Source organism: Pseudomonas sp. SWI44 (genome assembly GCF_002947915.1).
GTDB lineage: Bacteria > Pseudomonadota > Gammaproteobacteria > Pseudomonadales > Pseudomonadaceae > Aquipseudomonas > Aquipseudomonas taiwanensis.
Genome location: NZ_CP026674.1, coordinates 2493371 through 2515094 on the forward strand (window position 1 = coordinate 2493371; position 21724 = coordinate 2515094).

Sequence of the window (21724 nt, forward strand, 5' to 3'; positions counted from 1 at the left end):
GTCTGGCAGATTAGGATCAGAATCCTTTGGACCGCTGTGACTGTCGTCCTGGCTGCGCCCGCTCCTGACATCTCCAACGCCACGTTTACCCCAGTGCCGTACCGGTCGAGTGGGTCGCCCATCGATGAGCGACTCGATAATGACATCTGTACCAACTGCATCAGTTAAGCCCGCGCATTCCAAGCTGATGACTCAGCAGAAAATCGATAGGAGAATCAAATCTGGTCGTGGGAGCGGCGTGAAAGAATCCTATGAGCCGTGGATCAAGGTGTGGGATATCAAATCCAAAGGTGTCTCTCACCTTGTGTCAGGGGGTGAAGGTACACCGCACTCATCACCTGATATCTAATGCCGAGCGCGACTACCTCACAATTCTGGAGCACGAAAATTCCATTATTGATATCCGTGAGCAGTTTCCTCTGCTAACGCAAGCCGAAACCCAAGCAATTGCTAACAGCTTAAACTATCGCCATCCGGTCTACCCAGGAACTCAGATTCCAGTAGTAATGACGATCGATTTCCTGATCACCTATCTCGATTCATCGGGGGAAGTGAAAGTTGCTGCGCGCTCCGTCAAATATAGGAAAGAGTTTGAGGATGCCAATATTGGTGTGCAGAACAGGATGGCAGAGAAACTAGCTATCGAGGAAAAGTATTGGGCATCTAGGCAGATAGAATGGAGGCTTGTGCTGCACGAAAACTTGTCAAAAGTTCGGATAGCGAACCTCACTATTCTCCGGACCTACGCAAGTATTCACCCATCTTTACCTACCGAAAAGAACATTGGTAAACTATTCGAGCTTTGGCGCCGAAGTAATATTGATTGCCCTTCTTCGTCTGATGCATCTCGGGATCGCGCTTGCCGTCCTTGTTTTTGGTCGAGCTGGGCGCGTGAATCAAGGTGGCATCGACGATGGTGCCCTGGCGCAACGACAAGCCACGATCCCCCAGATACTCATTGATGACACCGAAAATCCCACCCGCCAACTCATGCTTTTCCAGTAGACGTCGGAAGTTGAGAATGGTGGTTTCGTCCGGGATTCGTTCCAGGCTCAGTCCGGAAAACTGGCGCAGGATCGTTGCTTCATACAGCGCCTCTTCCATTGCCGGATCGCTGTAGCCAAACCAGTTCTGCAGCAGATGTACGCGCAGCATCGCCATCAACGGATAGGCCGGACGACCGTCTTCGCCCTTTGGATAATGCGGTTCGATCAGGGCGATCAAGCCTGTCCACGGCACCACCTGATCCATCTCGATCAGGAACAGCTCTTTGCGGGTCTGCTTACGCTAGCCGGCGTACTCGGCATCGGCGAAGGTCATCTGCTTCATCAGGCGTCTCGGCGGTTGAGATCAGGCATTCTGCCAAATATGGAAGTCCTCTTCAGAGTTTCCCTAACCCGATTCGCTTTCCGGGCCAGTATCAGGACAATGAAACTGGGCTACATTACAATCGTCACAGGTATTACGAGCCTCGGCAAGGACGGTTCATCAGCAAAGATCCAATTAGTTATCGAGGTGGGTTGAACCTCTATGCGTATACGCCGAATCCAGTAGGCTGGACAGACGCTTCTGGGCTCTGTAGTACTAGGCTGAATCGAAATCTGGGGGGCATAAAGTACGACAATCTCCAGGCGCATCACATTATTCCAGAGGAGATATAGGAAGATAACATCACCTTTATGGATGATATTGGGGTCGGCGGCAATATGGACAATAAAGAAAATGGTGTGTTGATGCCGGATAGCGCAGATAAAGCAAAGCAGATGAAGCGAAAGTTTTATCATTGCGGAAGCCATGATGTTTATAGTCGAGCAGTCCAAGAGGAAATTTCCGAAATCGCTTCTGCATTTTACAGTGGCGCCATATCCGATGGAGAGGCGCGTCAGGAAATATCGGCAATTCAAGTTCGTAATGGAATGTGGCTTAAAACGCCTGCTATTCCCGGGACTTCACCAATTCGTTTGAGGTAACCCAATGAAATACTACATGATGTCGCGTAAAAAAGCGCCAGGTTGCCCTGTGGGTAGACTAGACGCCACTTTATATGATAAGCATTATGATGATTGGGGTTCGGTCGAACATGGTTACTTGCCTTGGTATGCGAATTCAGTGAGGAGGCGCCCTCACGAAAAACTGCCTTCTGGGTTGGTTCTTGTGGGGCGATCAAAAAAATACCTTTTTGGTGTGCGCCAACTTATTGGTGATATTTATATTTTGAGTGACAGTTTTTTCAAGGCATGCCAACAAGCCAACGTTGTACTCGTAGATGCCGAGCCTGTTGAGTTTAAGGTTTCTGAAGGTTCGGCTCTAAATCCACTTAGCTATTATGCCGGCTTGTTTGAAAGTTTTTCGAGCAAGGATGTCTTAGAGCCTGCTTCAGTTGTAGAGCGTGACAAATACGGAAGGGTGGAATCATTTGAGAGGCTAGTGATTAGTGAGGGGGCGCGTGCGCCTGTATTTAAGATCAAAGACTTCAATTCATACGTTGATACACTTTTTTGTAACGAGGAATTCATGCGTAGAGCCGAGGAGCAAAAGATTCAAGGTGTTGAGTTTTTGCCGCTAGATGAGTATGGCTCTGCCTCACTTGATACAATTTGAAAGCACATGGCGGGGAATTTTTGACGTAAGGAAATACTGCCAAGGGGGCCCTCACTGCGCTGAGCTATGGCTCAGCCAACAAGAGCAGATAAGGTGTTAGGCGGCAAAGGGTTTGGTTATACTAAGCCCCTTCCTCATTACGGAAAAACATGGCGATTGTGATGCATGACTCGTAATGAGGCCAGATGCCTTCAGGGGGCAGATGTCGTCGACATCTGCCCCCTGAAGGACAACATCAACCTGCTGGCCAAACTCGACATCACCGCCAAGATCGAGCTGGTGATCCAGGGCGGCGGCAGCGCCACCACCTACAACGCCGGCAGCATCACCCACTTCACCAGCGCCAACGACACCGCCCACGCGGCGCAGTCCGCCCACATTGGCGCAGCGAGCAAGGCTTGCACAAGCGGTCTGTCGCGCACTTCTGGGACAGGTCTGAAGCCGGCACGGGTTGGAATGATTTATCGGGCGAAGCGACAGCGTGAGCTGGGCTGCGGCTTTACCCTTTTCGGCTGGTATGGCGACAAACTCGCCAGGGAAAGTCCGCCACCGCAGGATGTAGGCGATACCGGGCGGACGGTGCATTACCTGTACGAGCCGGATAGTTCTGTGCCGGCCGCACTTCGGCTTCGGCTCAGGCTTATTTCTCTGCAAACTCAGCCTGATGAGTCCCTCTCCTTCGTACGTCAGGCCTGATGGCCCAGGCGCCCGGACCAGTGATGGCCAAGCCTGCAAACAGGATGGTGAACAGCCACGCGAATTGCGCTTGTTCCAACGTCCAGTCGGGGTGGACTACCACCAGCGCAACTCCGAGCACGGCCAGCACTGGCAGGCAAGCGAGGCGCGCGAAAACGCCCAGGATCAACAAGATCGGGCAAACCACTTCCGCAAACACCGCCATCGAGAGTGTCAGGGTTGCCCCCAGACCGAACGGATCCTCGATCCGTTGCAGCTCGCTGCTCCAGTGAAGAAGCTTCGGCAGACCGTGGATCTGAAGAAGCAACAGAGCGGCAGATACGCGTAGAAACAGCAGGCCAAGCGGCAATGAGATTTTTGCCAGGCCCGCGGGCCCCTGGCGGATTTCAGTTGGAGTCATTTTCAAAGGTCCTCTTGCGACGTCCGCGCTTTAGCGGTGATGTGTATGTGATTCAGCCAGAAGGTGGCGGATACGCACGGGAACATCTTCGGTTTGAAACTTCCGCACGCGGGCCTCGATTTTCAGCTCACCCCGTGTGACGCGGTGGTGATGGCGCAAGTGTTCAAGCCACGATTCCTCGAAGAAGAACTCCTGCCACAGTGCGGGTTCGGCACTGTCTTGCATCAATCCCCAAGACAACGCGCCGTTACGCTTGCGCATTGCCTCCAGGTCGCGGGCAGCCTCGGAGAACGCCTCGGCCTTCGCAGGGTCGATGTGGTATTCGACCGTCACCATTACCGGTCCGCGTTCTTGATCCATCTCAGCGTTGATCAGAGGGGTTGGCCAGTGCAGTGAGGGCGCGAGTTCGTCGGCTTCGGTCTCGGGAAGCGTAACGTTGCATGTGAGAATCGTGCCTAGCGCCAACCCGCCAGAAGCCACCAGCAAGCTCAGGGTGATCGAGGCATGGCTCGCCACGGAGCCCCACAAAAAGCCTCCGCTGGCCATGGCCCCGAAGAAGACCAGGATATAAACCGACAGCGCACGGGCTCTGACCCACGCTGGGACCGATGTTTGCGCAGCGACCTGCATGTTCGAGAGCACCGCGATCCAGGCCGCACCGCTCAACAGCATGGCGGGCATCAGCACATAGAAATTTCGCACCAAAGCCAAAACCAGCAGGAAAAGCGCATAGAGAAGGCTGGCGATCATCACCAGTCGATCTCTGCTGATGCGTTCGCGCAGGCGAGGCAGCAGGGTAGCCCCACCCACTGCGCCAATACCGATGGCGGCGAGAAGCATGCCGAAGTCAGCGGCGGTACCTTGCATTTCACCGCGGACGATCAGCGGCAGCAGCGAGGTACCGGCACTCGCGAACAAGAAGAATGCCAGTGCACGAATCAGCACTGCTTGAAGGGGTTTGGAACTGCGAGCGAAGCGCAAACCAGTACGCATGGCACCCATGAAACGTTCTGCTGGAAGCAGTGGCTCCTTGATCTCACGTTTCCATGTGAACAGCACCAGGATGACACCCGCGAATGAAATGGCGTTGAGGGCGAATGTCAGCCACGGGCCGACCAGGCTCACGACAACGCCTGCTAACGCTGGGCCTATCGCGCGCGATACGTTGATCCCGACACTGGAGATCGCCACCGCATTGGGCAGGTCGTCCTTGCTGACGAGCTCAGGCGTCAGTGCACTCCACGCCGGCATCATCAAGGCCGTACCGATGCCCAAGGCGAGGGTGAGCATCAGCAGCAAAGGAATGTTCATCAGCCCCAGCAAGGTAAGGCCAGCGAGTGTTACCGCTACTGCAGACATCCACAGCTGCACGAGCAGCAGGTAGCGACGTTTATCGACGATGTCAGCGGCGGCACCGGCGGGTAGCGCCAGGAAGAACATTGGTAGCGAGCCGGCCACTTGGATCAATGCCACGTGGAGCGGGTTGGCGGAAAGGGTCGTCATCAACCATCCGGCGCCGACCTCATGCATCCAGGTACCGATGTTGGAAGCAATCGTTGCGATCCACAACATGCGGAAGGTGGTGTTGCGCAGGGGGCTCCAAGCGCTTGCAGTCGATGTGTTCATTCCGTTGCTGCCCTTTAGGTGTTATCGGGTCCAGGTGATTCCCGGTGCTTGGTAACGAAGCCTGGCAGTGCGAGAAAGCATGCGCAGCCCAGTACGCAGGCTTCGAGGTTTGCGATGAGAGGAATCTACTGTCAATGCCTGGGTTGAAAAACCCGCTTCGGCAGGAATAAGTGTCTCGCTGAGTGGGACAAACTGAGCTCATCAGCCAGTGGGAGACGCCCGCCCTGCCGCAGGCATTCATGCGAGAGCAGGGCGACTATCTGTTACAGTCCGCCAGTCAATCCCCAGGAGATGTACAAGGATGTCACTTCACGATTGGTTCGGCTTTGTCGTCGTCGCCATGCTGGTCACCCTGACCCCAGGTCCCGGCGTGATCATGGCGCTGTCCAATTCGGTGGCCTTTGGGCCGCGACGGGCCATGCTGGGTTCGGTCGGAAACGCCTTGGGCTTGCTGGTGATCTCGGCCGCCACCAGTGCGGGACTGGGCGTGCTACTGCAGGCGTCGGCCACGGCCTTCCTGCTGCTGAAGGTGCTCGGTGCAAGCTATCTGATCTACCTGGGCGTGAAGCAGTGGAAGAGCCGCACCAGTGCCTTCGATAAACTCGATCAGCCGGCCAGGCGCGCTACCCCCCTCAACAGACTGATGCTCAACGGTGTGACCGTGGCGCTGACCAATCCCAAGGCGATTTTGTTCTTCGCAGCGTTCCTGCCGCAGTTCATCCGCCCGGGTAATGATTCGAACGTGCAGTTGGGCATTCTCGTGCTGACCTTCGCGGCCTGCTCGATGATCTCCCATGCCTTCTATGTGACCTTGGCCCAGGTGCTGCGCAGCAAGCTTGCTGCGCCGAACCGTGCGAGGCTGATGAATCGGCTGTTCGGCGCCTCGTTCGTGGCGCTGGGGGCGAGCCTGTTCACCGTTCAGGCCAAGGTAGCCTGAATCTCGGTCATCATCCCTGGAGGGGAGAGAGGGGTATCTGAGCGCCAGACACGCTGGCGCCATCAACCAAGCCACCCTTGTCATGGAACTTGCGCACCCAGCCGCCCAACAGTGAATGTTTTTTTTCACGAACCGATCCTGTGAAACTGTGTATCGCGGAGGAAATCCTTCTTCAAGCACTTTAGCGCGCGGTACTTCAAATTTCCCCCTTCTCGAAACGTCCGGTCAAATCCCCAAAACCAGCTAAATAGAGCCTTTTCTATGGGTTTAGTGTCATTCTGCATCTGACACAAATATTTCTGCATTGTAGATTTATGAAAATAAACGTGTCATAAATGCTGCCGAAACCGGTCCCGTGAGCGGGTAGGCTTTCACGTCAGGGCTGCACGCAGGCTCTAGGACTTGGCGCTGAAAAGCTTGCCACTCGGTGCGGGAAAAGAACTGTCAGGAGCAGGGGTGAAGCCCTGCGTCGACAACCACCTCGCCCCAGTCAGGAGTCAATAAGATGAACAAGATCGTACTTCTCGGAGCACTGGCGCTCTACGCCTCCACCAGCATCGCTTCCGCCAGCGAAGACACCCTGCGTATTGGTATCGAAGCGGCTTATCCGCCCTTCGCCTTCAAAACCCCTGAAGGCCAGATCAGCGGGTTCGACTACGACATCGGCAACGCCTTGTGTGCCGAAATGAAGGTCAAATGCGAGTGGGTCGAGCAGGAATTCGATGGGCTGATTCCATCGCTGAAAGTACGCAAGATCGACGCGGTGCTGTCGTCGATGTCCATCACTGAAGACCGTCTGAAGTCAGTGGATTTCACCAAGAAGTATTACCAGACCCCAGGCAAGCTGGCGATGAAAGCTGGCAGCGTGGTGAATGATCCATTGGTTGACCTCAAGGGCAAGAAGGTCGGTGTACAGCGCGCGTCTACCTACGATCGCTTTGCCTCCGACCAGTTTGAACCCGCTGGCATCGAAGTGGTGCGTTATGCCTCACAAAACGAAGCCTTCCTCGACCTGGTGGCCGGTCGGCTGGACGCTACCTTGGCCGACATCATCAATACCAGTGAAGGGTTTATCAAAACCCCCATAAGCAAGGGCTTCGCCTTGGTCGGGCCGGACTTCAACGACCCAAGGTACTTCGGCAAAGGGGCTGGTATTGCGGTTCGCAAGGGCGACAGCGAGAACGCTGCGCGCATAAATGCTGCGATCGACGCGGTACGTGCCAACGGCAAGTACCAGCAAGTGCAGGCCAAGTACTTCGCGTTCGATATCTACGGCAAGTGACTGCTGGGAGCGCAACCGCTTCCACCTTTTAGTGCTTGAGCGCCGCCTCGGACGGCGCCGGTTGAGGACCCCCACCATGCTGCACGGCTATGGCCCGACCATTCTCCAGGGTGCCTGGCTCACGCTGAGCCTGGCGCTGATTTCCATGACGGTGGCGATTGCCCTTGGCTTGTTGGGGGCGGCGGTTCGCTTGTCGCATGTGAAATGGTTGGCAGCACTCGGCGAAGGCTATGCCACGGTCATCCGTGGCATTCCCGACCTGGTGCTGATCCTGCTGATCTTTTACGGAGGCCAGGACCTGGTCAACCGCTTGGCTCCCTTGCTGGGTCACCCTCGATACATCGACATCAACCCTTTCATCGCTGGCGTCTGCACCATGGGCTTCATCTTCGGAGCCTACCTCTCGGAAACGTTTCGCGGGGCTTTCATGGCTATCCCCAGAGGACAAGCGGAAGCCGGTGCGGCCTACGGCATGAGCGGGATGCAGGTATTTCGGCGGGTGCTGTTGCCGCAGATGATTCGCTTTGCCATCCCAGGTTTCACGAACAACTGGCTGGTCCTGACCAAGGCGACGGCACTGATATCGCTAGTGGGCTTGCAGGACATGATGTTCAAAGCCAAGAACGCCGCTGACGCTACCCGCGAACCCTTCACCTTTTTCCTGGCCGTTGCCGGGTTGTACCTGCTGCTCACTACGGTGTCCCTGGTGATTCTGCGCTGGGTGGAACAGCGCTACGCCGTCGGTACCCGCCTGGCCGAATTCTGAGGAAACGCCCGTGCTGGATTTCAAGCTGATCGCCGACAGCCTTCCGCTCTACGCTGGAGGCGTCCTGGTGACCTTCAAACTGCTTCTGATCGCCCTGGCCGCGGGCCTGGCATTGGCCATTCCCTTGGCACTGCTGCGCATATCCCGCACGCCTTGGCTCAACCGCTTGGCCTGGTTGTATACCTACGTGATCCGGGGCACGCCAATGCTGGTGCAGCTTTTTCTCATCTACTACGGGCTGGCGCAATTCGAGGCCGTGCGGGGGAGTGTGTTCTGGCCGTACCTCTCCAGCGCCACTTTTTGCGCTTGTCTGGCGTTTGCCATCAACACCAGTGCCTACAGTGCGGAGATTCTTGCTGGCGCCTTGAAAGCTACGCCCAGTGGTGAAATCGAAGCGGCGCGAGCTGTGGGCATGTCGCGCTTCACGCTGTATCGCCGGATCCTGTTGCCCTCGTCCCTACGCCGGGCGCTGCCGCAATACAGCAATGAAGTGATCATGATGCTGCACACCACTTCGCTTGCCTCGATCGTCACCTTGGTCGATATCACCGGCGTGGCGCGTACGGTCAGCTCGCGCTACTACATGCCGTTCGAGGCTTTTGTCACCGCTGGCCTGTTTTACCTGTGCCTGACCTTTATCCTGCTGCGCCTGTTCAAGCTGGCCGAAGGTCGCTGGCTTGCGCACCTGGCCCCGCGCAAGAGTTGAGAGATATCCATGGAACATATTCAACACCCACTGCCCTGGAGCACCGCTGGAACGGAGCGTCGACTCTCGGTGTTTCGCTTTGGCAGCGGCCCGCGCAAGGCCTATATCCAGGCCGCCCTGCACGCCGACGAACTGCCAGGCATGCGCGTGGCGGTGGAGCTCAAACAACGTCTGATCGAGCTGGAGCGGCAGGGCCAACTCAACGGCGTCATCGAGCTTGTACCCGTGGCGAATCCGATTGGCCTGGGGCAAATGTTTCAAGCCACCCATCAGGGACGTTTCGACCTGGCCAGCGGACAGAACTTCAACCGCGATTTTCCTGCGTTGGCGGAGCTGATCGTTCCGCAGCTCGAAGGCAGGTTGAGCGACGATCCGCAGGTGAACGTCACGCTGATTCGCCACCTGATGCAAGAGGCCATCGCCGCGTTGCCGCCGGCCAGATCGGAGCTCGATGGGCTGCGCCGCTTGCTGCTGCAACAGGCCTGCGATGCGGATGTGGTGCTCGACCTGCATTGCGATTTCGAATCGATCATGCTGCTCTACGCGTTGCCACAGCTTTGGCCAGCCCTGAAGCCGTTGGCCGCTCGTTTGAACGCGGGCGCGGTGTTGTTGGCCGAAGACAGCGGCGGCAATTCCTTCGATGAAGCCTGCGCGCTCCCTTGGCTGCATTTGGCGCAGCGCTTCGCGCAACACAACATTCCGCTGGCGTGCACGGCTACCACCATCGAATTGCGTGGCATGGCCGATACCGATCGACCACAGGTACAGCAGAGTGCCGAGGACATACTCGGCTTCCTTGCCGACCAAGGGTTGATCAGCGGCGAGTGGCCAGCCGTGCCTTCTACATGTTGTGAAGCCACCCCTTTTTCTGGCGCGCAGTATGCCTATGCACCGCACCCAGGCGTAGTGAGTTTTCTCCAGCCGCTAGGCAAGCAGGTCAACGTCGGCGACCCATTGTTCGAGGTCATCGACCCGCTCAGCGATCGGCACTCTGTGGTGTACGCCACGACCTGCGGCGTTCTCTATGCCCGCGAGCGTCTGCGCTATGCCCAGCCCGGCCTGTGGCTGGCCAAAGTTGCCGGTCGGCACCCGATTCGTCAGGGCCGCCTGCTCACCGACTGACAACAAGAGCACCGACTGCCATGTACACCTTGGAAATCGACAACCTACACAAGCGCTACGGCACCCATGAAGTGCTCAAGGGCGTGTCCCTGACGGCCAAAGCCGGTGATGTCACCAGCATCATCGGATCCAGCGGGTCGGGCAAGAGTACCTTCCTGCGTTGCATCAACCTGCTGGAAGAGCCGCATAGCGGGCGCATTCTGCTCAACAACGAAGAGCTCAAGCTGCGGTCGCACAAGACCCGCGGAACCCTCACTGCCAGCGACAGCAGGCAATTGCAACGGATGCGATCACGCCTGTCCATGGTCTTTCAGCACTTCAATCTGTGGTCCCATATGACTGCCCTGGAGAACGTCATGGAAGCACCGGTGCATGTGCTGGGCGTTGGCAAGAAAGAAGCCCGTGAGAAAGCCGAGCACTATCTGGCGAAGGTTGGTGTTGGCCATCGCCGAACCGCATACCCGGGGCACATGAGTGGGGGAGAGCAGCAGCGCGTGGCCATTGCCCGAGCCCTGGCTGTCGAGCCTGAAGTGATGTTGTTCGACGAACCGACCTCGGCGTTGGATCCGGAGCTGGTTGGCGAGGTGCTCAAGGTCATGCGGGACCTGGCGCAAGAGGGGCGGACCATGGTGGTCGTCACCCACGAAATGGGTTTCGCCCGGGAAGTCTCCAACCAGCTGCTCTTCCTTCATCAAGGTCGCGTCGAGGAAAGGGGCTGCCCACGCGAAGTTCTGGCCCAGCCAAAGTCCGAGCGCCTACAGCAGTTTCTGGCCGGCAGCCTGAAGTAGGCGACGCGCAGGACACCCAGCAGAGCGCTACACCGGCGCTCTGCTTCGGATACACTTCAGCCGGAACTTCCCAAGCCTCGCCCCGATAGAGCGCGTAGGTCCATTCATTCAAACGTGCTGAAAGCCCATCCATGCCGACATCTACCAAGCATGTAACCGTCTACGCTGCCCCGGTGATGCGCAAGCTGGCGGAGGCTGCACCCCATCTGCAACCCTCGCTGCGTAAGGTGGCCGACTTCATCCTGCGTCATCCGCTGAAGGCTGCGACCCTGACCATCGAGGAGATGGCAGTTGAAACCGCCACTTCGCCAGCCGCGGTCAACCGCCTGGCCAAAGCGATAGACATGGGCGGGTATACCGGTCTGAAGGCCGAACTGGTAGCCACACTGCAGCAGATGGTGTCGCCAGTGGACAAGCTGCGTAATGAGCTTGCGCATCGCCCGGACGGGGCCTTCGGCCTGCATGAGCAAATACAGATCGCCGCCAGCAATCTCGACACCGCTGGCGCCAACAATTCCGCCGATACCTTCGAAATTTTCATCCGTTGCCTGACCCAGGCACGCAAGATTTTCATCCTGGGCTTTGGCAACAGTGCGTACATGGCAGGTTTGGCGGCAGCGAACCTGGTACCGTTCTGTGCCGATGCCACGGCGGTGAGTATGGAGGGGGGCAATGAAAACGCCGCTTATCGCCTGGCGGCTATCACCGAACAGGATGTATTGCTGTCGATTTCCCTGCCGCGCTACTCGCTCGATACGCTGCAGCTGTCGCGCTTTGCACGCGAACGCGGGGCAACGGTCCTGGCGATAACCGACTCGCCCGCTTCACCGCTGACCAATATCGCCGACCATGCGCTCTTTGCCCCAGCGGACCACCCTGTGCTGATCAGTTCCAACGGCAGCGTACTGGCGCTGATAGAGGCATTGGTGGCGGGTGTGATGGCCCGCAACACAGAAGCGGTGCAGTTGGCTTCAGAGCTGACCGAAAGCGTGATGTCCTACCTGCACATGCCGAGCAACGATAAGCCGTTGCGCAAACCGATCAAGCGCCGAGTGAAATCCGTTTAGACCCGACGGCCGAGCTGATTCCACGAGCTGAGCGTCTGCTTGGCCAGGCGCCAAACGGTGGCCTACCACCGTCTGGCACCGTACCCTGGGGTCAGATCTGCATCGCCATCCCATCGACGTTCATCGCGGCCTGGCGCAACGCCTCGGACCGGGTCGGGTGTGGGTGGCAGGTGAGGGCGATGTCCTCGGCCGAGGCGGAGAACTCCATGGCCACGCAGAACTCACCGATCATCTCGCTGACGCTCGGGCCGACCAGATGCACGCCCAGCACTTCATCGGTATTGGCGTCGGCGATGACCTTGGCGAAGCCTTCGGTCTCGTGGTTGATCTTGGCGCGGCTGTTGGCGGTGAAGGGGAACTTGCCTACCTTGTAGGCACGGCCTTCGGCCTTTAGCTGCTCCTCGGTCTTGCCCACGCTGGCCAGTTCCGGCCGGGTGTAGATCACGCCGGGGATCAGGTTGTAGTTGACCTCATGGGGCTTGCCTGCAATGCGCTCGATGCAGGCCACCGCTTCGTCTTCGGCTTTGTGCGCCAGCATCGGGCCGGAGGTGACGTCGCCGATGACCCAGATGCCTGGCACCGAAGTGCGGTGATGCTGATTGTCGAGCATGCCGCGCTTGTCAGTTTGCAGGCCCACGCTTTCCAGGTTAAGGCCCTTGGTATAAGGACGGCGACCGATGGCCACCAGTACGTAATCGGCTTGCAGGGTTTCGGCGGCGCCCCCTGCGGCGGGTTCGAGGGTAAGGCTGACGCCATCGGCCGAGGCGTTTGCCTGAGTGACCTTGCTGCCCAACTTGAAGGCCATGCCTTGCTTGGCCAGGGCTTTTTGCAGGGTCTTGGCGGTTTCTTCGTCGGTGCCAGGGCAAATGCGGTCAAGGTATTCGATGACAGTGACCTGGGCGCCCAGGCGACGCCACACCGAACCCAGTTCCAGGCCAATCACACCGGCGCCGATCACCACCAGGTGCTTGGGCACCTGGGGCAGGGCGAGGGCACCGGTGGAGTCGATGATGCGCTGGTTATCGATTGTCACACCTGGTAGCGGGGTGGGCTCGGAACCAGTGGCGATGACGATGTCCTTGGCTTGCAGCGTGGTTTCGCTGCCATCCTCTGCCTTGACCACTACCTTGCCGACGCCATCCAGGCGACCCCAGCCTTTGACCCAGTCGACCTTGTTCTTGCGGAACAGGTACTCGATGCCCTTGGTCAGGCCGGTCACGCTCTCGTCCTTCTGCTTCATCATCTGGGCGAGATTGAGGGTGGGCTTCACCTCGATGCCAAGGTGCGCAAATTCGGCCCCGCTGGCGGCTTCGTACAGTTCGGAGGCATGTAGTAGCGCCTTGGACGGCATGCAGCCGACGTTCAGGCACGTACCGCCCAAGGTCGGGCGGCCTTCCACACAAGCAACGCTCATGCCCAGCTGACCTGCGCGAATTGCTGCGTTATAGCCACCGGGGCCGCCGCCGATGATCACCACGTCATAGGATTTCATGGGTTCTACTCCAGGATGAAGAAGCGCGAGAGGGGCACAAGGTTAGTCGTAGTGCCTTGAATTGTATACAATCTGCGTCGTTTTCATTGCTGTTGGTTCTAGACGATGGTCGTGATAAGCGGAAACTTTGTTTCAATGAACTACCCTGTTGCGGTGGCGTCCCAATTTTCAGGGGGCACGTCCGTTACATGAAGGGGAGGGTCATCGATGCTTGCGCAACTTCCACCAGCCTTGCAAAGCCTGCACTTACCTTTGCGTCTGAAGTTGTGGGACGGTAACCAGTTCGATCTGGGGCCCAGCCCGCAAGTCACCATCCTGATCAAGGAACCTCAACTCATTGCCCAATTGAATCATCCTAGCCTGGGTGAACTGGGTGAGGCGTTCGTTGAAGGCAAGCTGGAGCTCGAGGGCAATATCGGGGAGGTCATTCGGGTTTGCGATGAGCTCAGTGAAGCCCTGCTCACGGATGAGGATGAAACCTCGCCGCAGCGCATTGCCCATGACAAGGCAACCGACGCCGAAGCCATTTCCTACCATTACGACCTCTCCAACGAGTTCTATCAGCTGTGGCTCGATCCGGACATGGCGTACTCCTGTGCCTATTTCAGAGAGCCCGACAATACACTTGCCCAAGCCCAGCAAGACAAGTTCGACCACCTGTGCCGCAAGCTGCGGTTGCAGGCCGGTGACTATCTGCTGGATGTCGGTTGTGGTTGGGGTGGGCTGTCACGTTTCGCCGCGCGTGAGTACGGTGCGAAAGTGTTCGGTATCACGCTGAGTAAAGAGCAGCTCAAACTTGGCCGTCAGCGCGTCAAGGAGGAGGGGCTGGCCGGCAAGGTCGACTTGCAGATCCTCGACTACCGCGACTTGCCCCAGGACGGTCGTTTCAACAAGGTGGTCAGCGTCGGCATGTTCGAACACGTAGGTCACGCCAACCTCGCCTTGTACTGCCAGAAGCTGTACGGGGCTGTGCGTGAAGGCGGCTTGGTCATGAACCATGGGATCACTGCCAAGCACGTGGATGGTCGACCGGTCGGGCGTGGCGCCGGGGAGTTCATCGACCGCTACGTGTTCCCCCATGGTGAGCTGCCGCACCTGTCGATGATCAGTGCCAGCATCTGCGAGACCGGCCTTGAGGTGGTGGATGTCGAGAGCCTGCGTCTGCATTACGCCAAGACCCTCAACCACTGGAGCGAAAACCTGGAGAACCAGTTGCACAGGGCCGCAGGCCTGGTGCCCGAAAAGACCCTGCGCATCTGGCGCCTGTACCTGGCCGGTTGTGCCTATGCCTTCCAGAAGGGCTGGATCAACCTGCACCAGATACTGGCGGTGAAGCCGTATGCCGATGGACACCATGACCTGCCCTGGACTCGGGAGGACCTGTACCGCTGAGCCATTCAGAGAATCGGTGAGATCAGCCGGGCGATACGCATCCCAAGTTGTTGCAGGCGATGCGTGTCGCGGCTGTCTTCTGCGGTGATCTCCCTGGCATGCTCGAAGTCATGGGACAACATCGCTTCGACCTGGTCGGCGAACGTGCGGTCGATGGTCAGCAGGGTGATCTCGAAGTTCAGGCGAAACGAACGGTTATCCAGGTTCGCGCTACCGATAGCGCTGACCTCATCATCCACCAGTACCACCTTCTGGTGCAGAAAGCCCGGCAGGTACCGGAACATGCGCACGCCTGCGCGTACCGCTTCGAAGGCGAACAGACTGGAGGCGGCATAGACGATCCTGTGGTCTGGGCGCGACGGAATCAAAATCCTCACATCCACGCCCCGTAGCACTGCCAGACGCAAGGCCGCGAACACGGCTTCGTCGGGGATGAAGTAGGGGCTGGTTATCCAGACTCGCCGGGTCGCGGAATGGATCGCTTCGATGAAGAACAGCGAGCAGGTTTCCTGAGAGTCTGCCGGGCCACTGGCCAAGGCCTGGCAGAGTACGCCGTTCTCTGGGTACGCATCTGGCAGGATCAGCGGCGGTAGCTGGCGCGTGGCCCAGTACCAGTCTTCGGCGAACGACTCCTGAAGGCAGGCCAAGACAGGCCCACTGACTTGCACATGGGTGTCGCGCCACGGTGACAATCGAGGATGCCCGCCCAGGTACTCATCACCCACATTGTGGCCACCGATGAAGCCCAGCAGGCCATCCACCACGACGATCTTGCGGTGATTGCGGAAGTTGACCTGGAAACGATTGAACCAGCCGCGGCGGGTGGCGAACGCATGGATCTGCACGCCGCCCTCACGCAGCACTTGGCTGTAGCTTGCTGGCAGCGCATGGCTACCAACCCGATCGTAAAGCACGAAGACCCTCACCCCCTCGGCAGCTTTGCGTAACAACAGCTGCTGAAGCTCCTGGCCGATGACGTCATCGTGGATGATGAAGAACTGCACCAACACTGCTTCTTTGGCGTCGGCGATGGCAGCGAAAATGGCATCGAAGGTCGCCCTGCCATTGACCAGCAACTTCACCTGGTTGTTAGCCAGGCAAGGCATGCGCCCAAGTTTGGGCATGGCACGCAGGGCGGCGTAGCTTTCCGACTCTCTGGCCGTGAGGGCTTCCTCGACCCAGGGCCGCCAGTTGAGGTTAGCCATGGCCACGTGCATTTCCTGGTTGGCCTGGCGTCGGGCGTGGATGTAGGCGTAGAAGGAGCGGGCGCCGAACACCAGGTAGGGGATCAACGTGAAGTAGGGAATGAAGAAGAGTGACATCGCCCAGGCGATTGCGCCTTGGGCAGTGCGCACGGTGAACACCGCATGGAGGGCGGCGAAAATCCCGATCAGGTGAATCACACCAAGCACGTAACCGAAGAAGTAGGGGCTGTGGTAATCCATACGCATCCTGCTTGCCGAATACACTTGGGCTAACAGAACACGTTCAGGGTGTGGCTTGCAACCTGCGTGCGGTTTTAGCGTCTAAGGCTCAGTCCGGCCCGTTGACCGGTTTTCTCTAGGAGCGTTCGTCCATGAAGATTCGTCTGCCACTGTTGGTCTTGGCCGTGGGCCTGAGTAGCCCCGTGGTGCATGCGCAGATGTTGCAACCAGGCCTGTGGGAACTGACCACCAGCAACATGCAGGTCGATGGTAAACCGCTGCCCGACATGGAATTCATGCTCGGCCAACTGAAAAATCTTCCACCGGAGCAGCGGGCGATGATGGAGGGGGTGTTGGCCAAACAAGGTGTGACGGTAGGGGGCAAGGGCGTGCGTTCGTGCCTCACGCCGGAGCAGGTCAAGACCAACGACATCCCCCTGCAGGATCCTCAGTCCGGATGCACGCAGAAGATCACCGACCGCACGGGTAATGTCTGGAAGTTCCAGTTCAGTTGCCCTCGCGCCCAAGGCAGCGGGCAAGCGACTTTCCTCAGCGATCGGGAGTTTCACACGCAGGTCAGCGGGACCTTCAATGCCTCCGGGGTTCAGCAGCAGGGCAACATGAATACCAAAGCGGTCTGGCTGGGAAATGATTGCGGTACCGTCAAACCACGAAGCTGATGATTCACCATTGCCACTGGCTCGTGGCGACCGCGTCGTGGGCATGCAGACTTTCCGCATGTTCCACGCGCAAGGTGAAAGCAGTGCTCCAACTCAACTGCCGCAGCGTCTGATGAACGCGTCGTGCGGCGTCCTCACAGAACATCAGGTTCTGTCCGTTGGCCAGTGCGAAGGCTTGTTCATCGGCGCGCTTGACCGCCGTCTGCACCGGCGTGCCCAGGCTCGATTCGATGCTATCGATCAGTTCGGTCACGGGTAAACGGTCCAAGTTATCCTGCAATCGTACGCCCACCAGTGCCAGGCTGCGTTGGCTATGGGGTGTCGCGACGATTCCCTGGGTGCTGCCCAGCCACTGCAATACGGCTTCATGATTGATCGGTTGCCCGGCAAAATCTGCCTGAAACTGCTGTTGAATCAATTGTCTGGCCAAGGCCGCCGAGCAGGGGCAGGTCGACGAATAGGGCACACGCACCGATAGTTCCACGTGGAACATTTCGTGTTCCATCCTAGCGTCCACGGTGATGGCGTAACTTTTCCAACCCGCCAACGGGCTGACCAAGGCTGGCCGTTTCAGCAGATGATCGAAACGTAGGCGCAGGTATGCACCGGATGACAGCTCCGCGTGGCTGGCCAGAAACTCCGCCAGGCATCGCCGAATGGCGAGTGGAGTGAGTGGTTGCCGCTCCAATGCTTCCAACGAAAGGTACAGCCGCGACATGTGAATACCGCGCGATGCTCCGTCGCTCAGGTTCACCCCTGCGTCGGCCAGTGCAGCCACGCTGCGTGTCTCGAACTGAATAGGCACGGCGATCCCACACATGCCAACCCAGTCCAGCGGGGTTGCGTGCTGTTGGGTTTGTGCGGCGATATCGGGAAGCGTGAGGCTGGTCATGTGAATATCCAAGGGAAGTATTGTCAGCGGCAACCGCCGATCAGGCTGCAATGCAGGTTGAACCGGGCTCCGCTGGAGCTCGATACACGATTGAGCGTGGTCCAGCCGACGCGGTGGCTGTAGCCGACCCAAGCTTCGCCGTCGCTGGCCAGACCAGTGAAAAAGGTCATCGCGCCGAAGCGGCTATTGGTCTGTGCCCACAAGCGGCGGCTGGCGCTGTCATAACCCCGCAGGTAAAGCGTGCCCCGTTCGCTGCGCACGCTGTAGTAATTGCCTTTGCCATCTTGGCAGGCCAGCAGCGTGGCGCTGCGTGTGCACAGCGCCAGGTTGCCGACCTTGGGCATGGCGAACAGTGGCAAAGGCGTGAAAAGCAGCAGCAGTGCCACCGCGCGCGACAGGTTCATTTACAGCTCCGGGCAACACGTCCGACGAGAACGGCTTGGCGAAATTGTATTGTTACTTTATAACATTATGCAATGCATCGTTTCGAATGCGTCTGCCTGATGAGGTTTCACCATGTCCAATCGCTTACCCGTTACCGTGTTGTCCGGCTTCCTTGGAGCGGGCAAGAGCACGTTGCTCAACCATGTCCTGCGTAACCGCGACAACCTGCGTGTGGCGGTGATCGTCAACGACATGAGCGAAATCAACATCGACGCCAGTGAAGTGCAGCGCAACGTCAGCCTTAACCGCGCTGAAGAAAAACTGGTGGAGATGAGCAACGGCTGCATCTGCTGCACGCTACGGGAAGATCTGCTGGAGGAAGTTGCCCGGTTGGCGCAGGAGAAGCGTTTCGATTACCTGCTGATCGAGTCCACGGGGATTTCCGAACCCTTGCCCGTGGCGGAAACTTTCACTTTCCGCGACGAGCAAGGGCGCAGTCTGTCTGACATGGCGCGCCTGGACACCATGGTTACCGTCGTCGATGGCCTGAACTTCATGCGTGACTACCAGGCGGCCGAAAGCTTGGCCAGCCGTGGTGAGACACTGGGCGAGGAGGATGAACGCTCGATCAGCGACCTGCTGATCGAGCAGGTGGAATTTGCCGATGTGCTGTTGCTGAGCAAGATCGACCTCATCAGCCAGCACGAGCGAGAAGAGCTGACGGCCATCTTGCGCAGCCTGAACGCTCGGGCGCAGATCGTGCCGATGGTCATGGGGCAGGTGCCGCTGGCGCGCATCCTGGACACGGGTCTGTTCGACTTCGACCAAGCTGCACAGTCGCCGGGCTGGTTACGTGAGCTGCGGGGCGAGCACGTGCCAGAGACTGAGGAATACGGCATCGCCGCGAGCACCTGGCAGGCCCGTCGACCCCTGCATCCACAACGCTTCTTTGATTTTATCCACAGCCCTTGGAGCAATGGTCGTTTACTGCGCTCCAAGGGGTTCTTCTGGCTTGCTAGCAAGTTTCAGGAGGCCGGCAGTTGGTCGCAGGCTGGCGGCATGATGCGCCATGGGTTGGCGGGGCGTTGGTGGCGGTTCGTGCCGAAGGAGCAATGGCCTCAGGACGAGGAGAACATCGCCGCCATTCTTAAGCTGTGGACCGAAGAATGCGGAGATTGCCGGCAGGAGCTTGTATTCATCGGGCAGAACATCGACTTCGAGAGGTTATCCACAGAGCTCGATGCATGCCTGTTGACCGACCAGGAGATGGCGCTTGGCGCAATGGCTTGGCTGCGGTTGCCTGATCCTTTTGGTCCCTGGCATGAGGAGGCGGCGGCATGACGCCCGCGCTCAGGGCTGTGGATATCCGTCAGGTCGCAGGTGAATCACCGCGCAGCCTGTCCGACATTCTGCTCGATGGCGTCAACCTGGCCGTGTGGCAACGTCGACTGCCGGTCCAGGTGCAGGACTTTGCCAGCTTGCTGCTCGGTCAAGGCCAATTGCTGGCGGATGCGCGTGTGCTGGAGGTGAATGAAGATCGCCCGCTCCAACTGAGCCCTCTATTGCCCGAGGCGGCTGATCTGCATGGTTACGAAGGGTTCGTCGCCGATGTCTACTGGCTGGTCTCTGCGTTTACCTGCCTTGTTGGTGCGCGCCGTGTCGGCCTGCGTGTGCGCGTACTGGAGGGGGCCATGTGTCCCCGCTTTCATGTTGATCATGTGCCTTTGCGCTTGCTCACGACCTACGCCGGCCCCGGTAGCGAGTGGTTACCCGAGGGGTCTATAGCCCGCGACGGCCTGTCGCTGGCGCACGAGCCTGTGGATAAGATACAGCGCCTGCAAGCGGGCGAAGTTGCCATTCTCAAAGGTGAGAAATGGTTGGGTAACGAAGGTGCCGGATTGGTCCATCGTTCGCCGTCGAGTAATGAGCGGCGTTTGCTGCTCAGTCTTGACTGGTTGGCGTGACGGGGCATAGTGGGTGACACACCCGCCTTGAACTCATCGCATGCTGCAGAATATTCCCACCCATGTCATCGCCGGTCCCTTGGGCGCTGGCAAGACCAGTCTGGTTCGCCAGTTGCTGGCCCAGCGCCCACTCAATGAGCGTTGGGCGGTACTGGTCAACGAGTTTGGGCAAATAGGACTGGATGCCGCCCTGCTGCACCGCGATGACGATGGCATTGCCATCGGCGAGGTGGCAGGAGGCTGCCTGTGCTGCGTCAATGGCATGCCGTTTCAGGTAGGATTGGGCCGGCTGCTGCGCAAAGCTCGGCCCGACCGCCTGTTCATCGAACCCTCGGGGCTGGGTCACCCTGTGCAGCTGTTGAAGCAGCTTGGGCAAGCGCCGTGGACTGGGGTCCTGGCTGTCCAGCCGCTGTTGATGGTGGTGGACGCAGAAGCGCTGGCGCGCGGCGAGCCTCTGGCAGATGCTCAAGCACAGGCGTTACAGGCATCGGGTTTGGTGGTTTTCAATAAGGCCGCTGCTGTGGATGAACAGAAACGGCTGTTGATAACTGCCGCCTTGGCCGGCCAGGAAGGCTACTGGACGGACTTTGGCGCATTGCCCTTGGCCCGACTTCCGGTTTCGTCCACAGGGACGGCCGGTCGAGGTTCGGTAGAAGCACTGGCTGTGGGTAATGCGCCGGCTCCACCTCAGCCCCTGTGGACAGACCCACGAATCCCAATGTGCCTTGTCCACGCGGGAGAGGAGAGTTGGAGCATCGGTTGGCGCTGGCACCCCAGCCAGTGTTTCGATCAGCAGCGACTGCGCGGTCTTCTTGAGTCCTGGCCTTGGCGTCGCGCCAAGGGTGTTATCCACAGTGCGCAGGGCTGGAAATCGTTCAACGGTGTCCATGGCAGGGCGCCTGATTGGCAGCCCAGCGATTGGCGCAGGGACACCCGTATCGAATTGATCTTCGACCAAGCCCAGCCCCAGCAAGTCCTGCAGGACGCGCTGGCTGACTGCCGGATCGATTGATCAATTGCGCCAGCGGTTGTGCTCCTGGCGCCACTGCTGCATCTCGATCACGTTGTCGCCGCGAGGCGGGGTCTTGATCTCGAACGGGTAAGGCGCCAATTCGATCTGCATACTGTGGGCACCGAATTGCGTTACGGTGCCTGGGTGACGTTGCTCGCCTGTGACAGTGAACTCGAAGGCGTATACCCGCGCCAAGCGCTTGCGCCCATTGGCATCGCGGACAAAGGCGATGCGCTTGAGGGCGACGGCGTCGTCGAGCAGCTCAAGGTCGAGCTTGGCGCAATGCTGCTTGACCCGTTCCAAGGCTTTTTCGCGCAGCCCATGGTTGTGCCACAACCAAGCGCCTGCCGTGGCCACCAGCATCAGGACGAGAAGATTCTCAAGGGTCAACATTTGCATATGCTCCAAACAGGTCGAACCAGCTTAACTGCGTCCCTGGCCTGTCGTACAGGTGGCAATCGAGTTCATACTGCGCTGCGCACAATCCTTGAAA

General features: G+C 58.6%; 22 protein-coding genes and 3 pseudogenes. 17 read left to right on the forward strand and 8 right to left on the reverse strand.

Going from position 1 to position 21724, the window contains the following annotated elements; all coding sequences use genetic code 11:
- Window positions 1–139: 139 nt before the first annotated feature.
- Window positions 140–800, forward strand: a pseudogene (locus tag C4Q26_RS11685) (TnsA endonuclease N-terminal domain-containing protein); the annotation flags it as partial.
- On the opposite strand, the pseudogene C4Q26_RS11690 reads toward C4Q26_RS11685, so the two are convergent.
- A pseudogene (locus tag C4Q26_RS11690) lies at window positions 793–1266 on the reverse strand (IS5 family transposase); the annotation flags it as partial. The pseudogenes C4Q26_RS11685 and C4Q26_RS11690 sit on opposite strands and share 8 nt — an antisense overlap.
- Between C4Q26_RS11690 and C4Q26_RS28750 the strand changes: the two are divergent.
- From C4Q26_RS28750 to C4Q26_RS28755, 4 genes and pseudogenes are all read left to right on the forward strand, one after another.
- Window positions 1194–1661 carry an RHS repeat-associated core domain-containing protein gene (locus C4Q26_RS28750; RefSeq protein WP_104883104.1) on the forward strand — a complete coding sequence of 156 codons (468 nt, stop codon included), beginning with the start codon at window positions 1194–1196 and terminating at the stop codon, window positions 1659–1661. The pseudogene C4Q26_RS11690 and the gene C4Q26_RS28750 overlap by 73 nt on opposite strands.
- A gap of 18 nt (window positions 1662–1679) precedes the next feature.
- Window positions 1680–1970: an AHH domain-containing protein gene (locus C4Q26_RS11700; protein WP_104883105.1), complete on the forward strand. Its 291-nt coding sequence runs from the start codon at window positions 1680–1682 to the stop codon at window positions 1968–1970.
- Between the two features lie 4 nt (window positions 1971–1974).
- Window positions 1975–2601: an Imm43 family immunity protein gene (locus C4Q26_RS11705; RefSeq protein WP_148299943.1), complete on the forward strand. Its 627-nt coding sequence runs from the start codon at window positions 1975–1977 to the stop codon at window positions 2599–2601.
- 398 nt (window positions 2602–2999) lie between these two features.
- Window positions 3000–3273, forward strand: a pseudogene (locus C4Q26_RS28755) (hypothetical protein); the annotation flags it as partial.
- On the opposite strand, the gene C4Q26_RS11715 reads toward C4Q26_RS28755, so the two are convergent.
- Both C4Q26_RS11715 and C4Q26_RS11720 read right to left on the reverse strand, forming a co-directional pair.
- Entirely contained in the window at window positions 3242–3697 is a 456-nt protein-coding gene (locus tag C4Q26_RS11715) for a DoxX family protein (protein WP_023383108.1), read from the reverse strand. The pseudogene C4Q26_RS28755 and the gene C4Q26_RS11715 overlap by 32 nt on opposite strands.
- A 30-nt stretch (window positions 3698–3727) precedes the next feature.
- Window positions 3728–5323 (reverse strand): MFS transporter, encoded by a 1596-nt coding sequence (locus C4Q26_RS11720; protein WP_023383107.1) that lies wholly within the window; start codon window positions 5321–5323, stop codon window positions 3728–3730.
- A 301-nt stretch (window positions 5324–5624) separates the two neighbouring features.
- Here C4Q26_RS11720 and C4Q26_RS11725 point away from each other — a divergent pair, with 301 nt between their 5' ends.
- From C4Q26_RS11725 to C4Q26_RS11755, 7 genes are all read left to right on the forward strand, one after another.
- Entirely contained in the window at window positions 5625–6260 is a 636-nt protein-coding gene (locus C4Q26_RS11725; protein WP_023383106.1) for a LysE family translocator, read from the forward strand.
- A gap of 505 nt (window positions 6261–6765) precedes the next feature.
- Window positions 6766–7542: an ABC transporter substrate-binding protein gene (locus tag C4Q26_RS11730; protein WP_023383105.1), complete on the forward strand. Its 777-nt coding sequence runs from the start codon at window positions 6766–6768 to the stop codon at window positions 7540–7542.
- A 76-nt stretch (window positions 7543–7618) separates the two neighbouring features.
- Window positions 7619–8308, forward strand: a complete 690-nt coding sequence (locus C4Q26_RS11735) for an ABC transporter permease (protein ID WP_023383104.1) — start codon at window positions 7619–7621, stop codon at window positions 8306–8308.
- 10 nt (window positions 8309–8318) lie between these two features.
- Entirely contained in the window at window positions 8319–9014 is a 696-nt protein-coding gene (locus C4Q26_RS11740; RefSeq protein ID WP_023383103.1) for an ABC transporter permease, read from the forward strand.
- A gap of 9 nt (window positions 9015–9023) precedes the next feature.
- Entirely contained in the window at window positions 9024–10136 is a 1113-nt protein-coding gene (locus C4Q26_RS11745; protein WP_023383102.1) for a succinylglutamate desuccinylase/aspartoacylase family protein, read from the forward strand.
- A gap of 20 nt (window positions 10137–10156) precedes the next feature.
- On the forward strand, window positions 10157–10924 hold the full coding sequence (locus C4Q26_RS11750) for an ABC transporter ATP-binding protein (protein ID WP_023383101.1): 768 nt from the start codon (window positions 10157–10159) through the stop codon (window positions 10922–10924).
- A 131-nt stretch (window positions 10925–11055) separates the two neighbouring features.
- Window positions 11056–11991: a MurR/RpiR family transcriptional regulator gene (locus C4Q26_RS11755; protein WP_023383100.1), complete on the forward strand. Its 936-nt coding sequence runs from the start codon at window positions 11056–11058 to the stop codon at window positions 11989–11991.
- Window positions 11992–12082: 91 nt separating this feature from the next.
- Here C4Q26_RS11755 and lpdA read toward each other — a convergent pair whose 3' ends face one another.
- On the reverse strand, window positions 12083–13483 hold the full coding sequence (gene lpdA, locus C4Q26_RS11760; protein WP_104883107.1) for a dihydrolipoyl dehydrogenase: 1401 nt from the start codon (window positions 13481–13483) through the stop codon (window positions 12083–12085).
- Between the two features lie 207 nt (window positions 13484–13690).
- Between lpdA and cfaB the strand changes: the two genes are divergently transcribed.
- Window positions 13691–14875, forward strand: a complete 1185-nt coding sequence (cfaB, locus tag C4Q26_RS11765; RefSeq protein ID WP_023383098.1) for a C17 cyclopropane fatty acid synthase CfaB — start codon at window positions 13691–13693, stop codon at window positions 14873–14875.
- Between the two features lie 5 nt (window positions 14876–14880).
- Here the strand turns inward: cfaB and cls are convergent, their stop codons facing one another.
- Window positions 14881–16320 carry a cardiolipin synthase gene (gene cls / locus C4Q26_RS11770; protein ID WP_023383097.1) on the reverse strand — a complete coding sequence of 480 codons (1440 nt, stop codon included), beginning with the start codon at window positions 16318–16320 and terminating at the stop codon, window positions 14881–14883.
- 131 nt (window positions 16321–16451) lie between these two features.
- Between cls and C4Q26_RS11775 the strand changes: the two genes are divergently transcribed.
- Window positions 16452–16979, forward strand: a complete 528-nt coding sequence (locus C4Q26_RS11775) for a DUF3617 domain-containing protein (protein WP_104883108.1) — start codon at window positions 16452–16454, stop codon at window positions 16977–16979.
- 4 nt (window positions 16980–16983) lie between these two features.
- On the opposite strand, the gene folE2 is transcribed toward C4Q26_RS11775, so the two are convergent.
- Window positions 16984–17871 carry a GTP cyclohydrolase FolE2 gene (gene folE2 / locus C4Q26_RS11780; RefSeq protein WP_023383095.1) on the reverse strand — a complete coding sequence of 296 codons (888 nt, stop codon included), beginning with the start codon at window positions 17869–17871 and terminating at the stop codon, window positions 16984–16986.
- 23 nt (window positions 17872–17894) lie between these two features.
- Window positions 17895–18275 (reverse strand): glutamine synthetase, encoded by a 381-nt coding sequence (locus C4Q26_RS11785; RefSeq protein WP_104881054.1) that lies wholly within the window; start codon window positions 18273–18275, stop codon window positions 17895–17897.
- A 112-nt stretch (window positions 18276–18387) separates the two neighbouring features.
- Here C4Q26_RS11785 and zigA point away from each other — a divergent pair, with 112 nt between their 5' ends.
- From zigA to C4Q26_RS11800, 3 genes are read left to right on the forward strand one after another with little or no spacing between them, the layout of a single operon-like run.
- Complete coding sequence (zigA, locus tag C4Q26_RS11790) at window positions 18388–19596, forward strand: zinc metallochaperone GTPase ZigA (protein WP_023383093.1); 1209 nt, start codon at window positions 18388–18390, stop codon at window positions 19594–19596.
- Window positions 19593–20219: a DUF1826 domain-containing protein gene (locus C4Q26_RS11795; protein ID WP_023383092.1), complete on the forward strand. Its 627-nt coding sequence runs from the start codon at window positions 19593–19595 to the stop codon at window positions 20217–20219. The genes zigA and C4Q26_RS11795 overlap by 4 nt, the downstream gene beginning before the upstream one ends.
- A gap of 40 nt (window positions 20220–20259) precedes the next feature.
- Window positions 20260–21231: a GTP-binding protein gene (locus C4Q26_RS11800; protein ID WP_104881055.1), complete on the forward strand. Its 972-nt coding sequence runs from the start codon at window positions 20260–20262 to the stop codon at window positions 21229–21231.
- Here the strand turns inward: C4Q26_RS11800 and C4Q26_RS11805 are convergent, their stop codons facing one another.
- The gene (locus C4Q26_RS11805; protein WP_023383090.1) at window positions 21232–21624 is read right to left on the reverse strand and encodes a DUF3301 domain-containing protein; all 393 of its coding nucleotides are present in this window, start codon (window positions 21622–21624) and stop codon (window positions 21232–21234) included.
- Window positions 21625–21724: the final 100 nt, after the last annotated feature.